The sequence below is a fragment of the Streptomyces sp. O3 genome (assembly GCF_054788135.1).
This window is the reverse complement of the sequence record NZ_JBTVYK010000109.1, coordinates 1-5674: the sequence shown is the minus strand read 5'-3', so window position 1 is coordinate 5674 and position 5674 is coordinate 1. Positions and strand designations below refer to the sequence as shown.

Sequence of the window (5674 nt, the reverse complement as noted above, 5' to 3'; positions counted from 1 at the left end):
CCGCCGGGGCCGCCGGGGTCGCGTGCTGGCGCGTGCCGCTCGGCGTGAGCGCGTCCGGTCCCGGCCGGGCCGCCCCGCCGCGCCCGGAGCGTCGCGTCCACCACCCGCGTGGCACGGCGCGTACCCCGAGCCGGGACACCTCGCCCGGCGGCTCGGCGAACAGTTCGGTGTCCGCGACCTTCGGCTCGGGGCCGAAGAGGGTGGACAGCGCGGGCCGCGGACGTCCCGTCTGCAGCGCGACGACCTCGCGCAGCACGCCGGTCAGCTGCTCCGCCATCTCCTGCGCGGAGGCGAACCGCCGCGCCGGGTCCGGGTCGGTGGCCCGTACCAGCAGCCGGTAGAAGGACTCGTAGGTCCGGAACACCTCGATGCCGTCGGGGTCGGGCAGACAGTCCGCGAACACGTTCGTGTAGCCCTGGAAGTCGAAGGTCAGCACGGCCAGCGTGCGGGCGACCGTGTAGAGGTCGGAGGCGACCGAGGGGCCGACCTCGGCGACCTCCGGGGCCTGGTAGCCGACCGTGCCGTAGATCGCCGACTCCTCGTCACCCATCCGGCGCACCGCGCCCAGGTCGATCAGCTTGAGCTGGTTCTCGGTCTGGATCGCGTTGTCGACCTTGAAGTCGCAGTACAGCAGATTGCGGCTGTGCAGATGGCCGAGCGCCTCCAGCGCCTCGATGCCGTACGCGCACGCCTGCTCCACCGGCAGCGGATCACGCCGCTGGTCGGCGGTGCGCCGCTGGTTGGCGATCTCCTTGAGTGACTTGCCGCCCACGTACTCCATGACGATGTAGCCGTCCATGGAGCCGGTGCGCTGGTCCAGGTGCTCGACGAAGTTGTAGATCCGGACGATGTTGGAGTGCTCGATCTCGGCGAGGAAGCGCCGCTCGGAGATCGCCGCCGCCATCGCGTCCTCGTCGCCGGTGTCCAGCAGGCCCTTGAGGACGACCCAGCGGTCGGACACCGCGCGGTCGATGGCGAGATAGATCCAGCCGAGCCCGCCGTGCGCCAGACAGCCCACCACCTCGTACTGCCCGCGCACGATGTCACCGGGGTTCAGCTTCGGCACGAAGGAGTACGGGTGGCCGCACTTCGTGCAGAACCCCTCCGTACGGCCCGGCCGGTCACCGCGCGCCCGCCCCACCGGGGACCCGCAGTCGGACCGCGAGCAGAACCGCTTGCGCTCGGGCACCTCGGGGTCGGCCAGCACCATCGTCGCCGGGTCGGGCCGCGGTACGTCCGGCACCTCGACCAGGCCGACGCCGAGCCGTCCGCGCGCCGAGGCCGGACCGGACGCGCCGGAGCTGCGCACCGACACCGAACGCGCGGACGCGCCGCCCGACAGCGCGCGGGACAGCCGCCCCGACACCGACCTGCGGGACGTCGACGAGCGCGAACTGCCGCGCGACGACCGGGCGGGACCGCTCCGCGACGACGACCTGCCCGACGGCGACCTGCCCGACGCCGACGCGCCGCCCCCGCCGGCCGCCCCGGAGGAGGACGGGCCCGTCAGCGCCTCCGCCGACACCACCGGGGCCAGCCCGCAGGTGTCGCAGTACAGGTCGCCCGCGCCCATGTCCTCGTACGAGCCCGCGCAGCCGGGGCGCTGGCACTGTCGCGGCTCACTCATGACCGTCCCCCTGTGATCCGTACGACCCGGATGACCCGGATGACCCGTACGACCCGGATGACCCATGCGACTCGGATGACCCAGACGACCCGGATGGCCGGGACGGTCCGGGCGCGTCCGCGGGCCCGCCCTGCGGCGGCACCCGCGGCGTCAGCAAGTCGGCGGCGGCTCGCTGGTAGCGCAGCACCGCCTCCTCGGCGACCCGCAGATCGCAGGGCGCGCTCCACAGCATGCGGCGGGCCGCGTCGTACCGCTCCATCAGCACCGGGTCCTCGGCCATGCCGTGCCGGGCCACCTTCGCCTTGTACGCGTCCAGGCGGCCGCGCAGTTCGGCGCGGACCGCGAGCGGCTGGGTGACCGCGGTCAACGACGCGCGGGCGCGCTCCAGTTCGTCGTCGGCCTTGCGCTCCAGGGACTCCAGGAGCGGGGAGAGCCGGTGCCACTGGGCGTACCGCCGATACTCTGCGGCCGTCGCCAGCTGCTCGTGCAGCGCGGTGGGCGGACCGCTGACCGCGGGCACCTCGGACGCGGCGATCTTGGCGAGCACCTCGCCGCGCGCCGACCTGGCCTCGGCGAGCGTACGGTCCGCGCGGGACAGCACGTCGCGCAGCCGCCCGAGCCGCCGCTCGGCGTCCTGGCGCACCGTCAGCACCGCGTCGATCTCCCGGCGCACCTCCTCCAGCGCGCGCGCCTCGCGGTCGTAGCGCTCGGTGTCGGGGCGGCCGCCGCCGGGGGCCGAACTGCCCGGCGCGCCCCGCCAGAACGCCAGCGGGTCCGAGATGACCTGGGCGCGCAGCGCGGCCAGCTCCGCGGTGATCCGCTCCAGGTCGTCGCCCGCGGGGTGCTCTCCGGGCCGTACGCCGACGGACGCGGCCAGCTGCCGGGTGCGGCCCAGTTCGGCGGCCAGCAGGTCTATCCGGGCCGGGAGCGCCGTCCAGACCGCGTCGGCGGCGACCACCATGTCCAGCGACGCGGCGTACAGCTCGTTCATCCGGTCCACCAGCTCCGGCAGCGTGAACCGCTCGGCCAGCCGGGCGGGCTCCGCGCCCAGCCCCGCGCCCAGCCCCGCGTCCGGTCCGGCGCCCAGTCCCGCGCCCGAAGCGGACGGCGCGCCGCCGGGCACCGTGACGCTCTGGCCGCGCAGCCGCTCGGTCAGCTCCGCCAGGTCGTCGCGGCTCGGCCAGCGTCTGCGCGCGCGCAGCTCGCGGGCGCCGGTCAGGGCGGCGGTGTACGCGTCGAAGTACGCCCACAGCCGGGTGACGGCCCGCTCGGTCGCCGCCCAGCGGTCCCTGGTCGTGCCGGTCAGTTCGGCGCCTTCGAGCAGGCGTCGGCCCGCGTGGTCCTGGAGCGCGAGCAGCGAGGACTCGATCGCCTCGTGCTCGGCGCCGAGCCGCGCCAGCGCACGGTCCACCTCGTCCCGGTCCATGACGGGTCCGGGGGGTCCCGCGACGCCCATCGATCACCTCTCCGTTCCGCAGTACAAGGACAGCTCTGTTCAGTTCCGCCGCGTCGGATCCGCGCGTTCGGGTCCGTCGCTTCGGCTCAGTCGTCGACGTACTTGGCCGGGGGCGGACCGTCGACGTTCCTGAGGTCGCCGGCCAGCCACTTGTCGAACGAGGTCTTCCAGCCGTTCTTGCGATAGTCCTCCAGTACCTTGTTCACCCGGCGTACCAAATCCGTGGCGTCCTTGTGCATCGCCACGCCGTAGTACTCCTCGGTGAACGGCCTGCCCCGCAGGCGCACCGTCGGGTCCTGGGCGGCGTGGCCTGCGGCCAGCGCGCTGTCGGTGACCAGCGCGTCCACCTCGCCGAGCTGGAGCCCCACCAGGCAGTCGAGGTTGTTGGACACCGTGGTGGAGATATCGGCGCCGTGCGACTCCTTCTTGAGCGCCGCCAGGGCCGTGGAACCCGACGTGGTGCACACCTTCTCGCCCTGGAGCGAGCCGTCGTAGCCGGTGATCTTCGAGTCGTCCGGGACGACCAACTGCTGGCCGGTGCGGAAGTACGCGGTGGAGAAGGCGACTTGCTCGGCGCGGCCGCAGGTGATCGTCATGGCCCGGACGATCATGTCGACCCGGCCCGACTGGATCGCGGGCACCCGCTGGTTGGTGGGCACCGCGCGGAAGACCACGGCGTTCGGATCGCCCATGATGTCCTCGGCGATCGCGTGCACGAGATCGATGTCAAAGCCCTCCAGCTCTCCGGTGCCGGGGTTGCGGAAGCCCCACAGGTAGCTGTTCAGGTCGATGCCGACGATGAGCTTGTTCGGCTTGTCCCCACGGGTCTTGATCTCCTTGATGGTCGGCCCGTCGGCGCCGTCCGGCCTGAGGCTGCGCTCGGGCTCCACGCACTCCTCGGCGTTCGCGTGCGTCGCGTCGGCGACGCCGGGCCCGCCCCGGCCCGCGCCGCCGTCGTGCCCGCCGCCCCCGCCGTCCATCCGCTGGAGCGGCAGCAGGACGAAGAGGACCGTCAGCAGGCAGGCCACGGCCATCGCGGCCACCCCGCCCCAGCCGCGCGGCCAGCGCCGGCCGCGGCCCCCGGTCACGGCACGCCCCCGCGCCTCGCCCTTTCCCGGCTTTCCCGGCTTTCTCAGTTCGACCCCGCTCACCCCGCCCCCTCTCACCGGTACTCCGAAATCCTGCGGCCGACGCCGACCACGGCGCCGGCGGCGGCGAGCAGCGCCAGCGCCGCGACGCCCAGCGGCAGCCCGGTCATCGCCCCGCGGCCGTCCTCGGCCGCGCTCCTGAAGTCCCGCTGCTCGTGCTCCAGGGCCTTCTGCAGAGCCGCGTCCGCCCGGTCGAAGGACGCGCCCGTGGGGCGGTGCTCCTCCTCGCCGATGACCCGGTTCAGGGCCAGGTCGTAGTCGCCCTGGGTGTCGGCGGCGCGGGCCGCCTTGTGGCGCTTCTGCCACTCCTTGACGGCGTCGACGGCATCCCGCACCGGAAGCCTGCCCGCCTCGTCATCGGCGAGCCCGCGCGCGGCGGTCAGCGAACCGGGGGCGTCGCGGTCGGTGAAGTCGCCCAGCTCCCTCATCCGCCGCTGGTAGTCGATGTCGTAGGCGTCCTCGCCCGCGTGCGGACCGTCCGGCACGGTGACCGAGCCGCGGGCGACCAAGGTCAGGTTCTCGCTGCTGCGGGCCTGAAGGGTGCTGATCCGGGCGCTGTTGAGGGCGTTCAGCGACTTCACGCCCTGGTCGTACGACTCGTTCAGGCCGCTGTACGCGAAGCTGTGGCCGGCCGTCAGCCAGAGCAGCGCCGCCGTCGCGGCCGCGGTGGCGGTGAGCAGGCCGCGGTTGAACACCCGGTTGGTCCGCAGGTAGGTGCGGCGCTGCGCCCACACCAGCGCGCCGATCGCCAGCACCCCGAGGCCGATCGCGGCCCAGGGGTACGACGTGGCGTCGGCGTAGTCGGCGTCGAGCCGCTCGCGCTCGGCGTCGTACAGCTTCTTCGCCGCGGGCAGCATCTCCTGCTGCATCAGCTCGTTCGCGTTGCGCAGGTAGGCGCCGCCCAGCGGCAGGCCCTGGCGGTTGTAGGTGCGGGCCGTCTGGACGCGTTCGGCGTAGGTCGGCAGCAGCTCGTTCAGCTTGGCTATCTGGGCGGCCGAGCTGTCGGAGCCCTTGCTGTTGGCGGCGGCGGTCGCCAGTTTCCTGGACGCCATCGCGATGTCGTCCTGATAGCGCTCGCGGACCTCCGCGGGCTCCTGCCCCCCGGCCAGGAAGCCGCTGGCGGCCGCGGTGTTCGCGTCGGCCAGCGAGCGGTAGACGTCCGCGGCGTCGGCGCTCAGCGGCTGGCTGCGGTGCAGTACGTCGTCGGCGGCGGCCGAGCGGTCGGACGTCTGCCAGGCCGTGCACGCCCCGAACGCCAGCACCAGGGCGGCCAGTACGGCCCCGATGCCCCGCAGCCGTCCGGGCTCGGTGGCGGCCGCGGCGCGCAGCCGGTCCCAGCCCTCGGCCCAGGCGGTGCGGCGCTCCGGCAGCGGCTCGGCCGCCGCCGGGGCGGTCTCGTATACACATATCCGAGCCCCCCAGACGCGACAGGTCATCGCGGCT

The 5674-nt window shown here is 73.9% G+C and carries 4 protein-coding genes; all 4 read right to left on the bottom strand.

What is annotated here, in order from left to right; genetic code table 11:
• The coding region (locus ACX6XY_RS29795; RefSeq protein WP_460337648.1) for a serine/threonine protein kinase at positions 1-1627 on the bottom strand (1627 nt) is incomplete at its 3' end.
• Positions 1620-3083, bottom strand: coding sequence for a hypothetical protein (locus ACX6XY_RS29790; protein ID WP_460337645.1), 1464 nt, complete (start codon positions 3081-3083; stop codon positions 1620-1622). The genes ACX6XY_RS29790 and ACX6XY_RS29795, both read right to left, overlap by 8 nt.
• Positions 3084-3169: 86 nt before the next feature.
• The gene (locus ACX6XY_RS29785) at positions 3170-4117 is read right to left on the bottom strand and encodes a glutamate ABC transporter substrate-binding protein (protein WP_460337654.1); all 948 of its coding nucleotides are present in this window, start codon (positions 4115-4117) and stop codon (positions 3170-3172) included.
• 128 nt (positions 4118-4245) lie between these two features.
• The gene (locus ACX6XY_RS29780) at positions 4246-5667 is read right to left on the bottom strand and encodes a hypothetical protein (RefSeq protein WP_460337651.1); all 1422 of its coding nucleotides are present in this window, start codon (positions 5665-5667) and stop codon (positions 4246-4248) included.
• Positions 5668-5674: the final 7 nt, after the last annotated feature.

Bases quoted from the DNA above. Each gene is read 5' to 3' on its own strand.
- ACX6XY_RS29790 (WP_460337645.1), bottom strand. From the start codon at position 3,083: ATGGGCGTCGCGGGACCCCCCGGACCCGTCATGGACCGGGACGAGGTG.
- ACX6XY_RS29785 (WP_460337654.1), bottom strand. From the start codon at position 4,117: ATGGCCGTGGCCTGCCTGCTGACGGTCCTCTTCGTCCTGCTGCCGCTC.
- ACX6XY_RS29780 (WP_460337651.1), bottom strand. From the start codon at position 5,667: ATGACCTGTCGCGTCTGGGGGGCTCGGATATGTGTATACGAGACCGCC.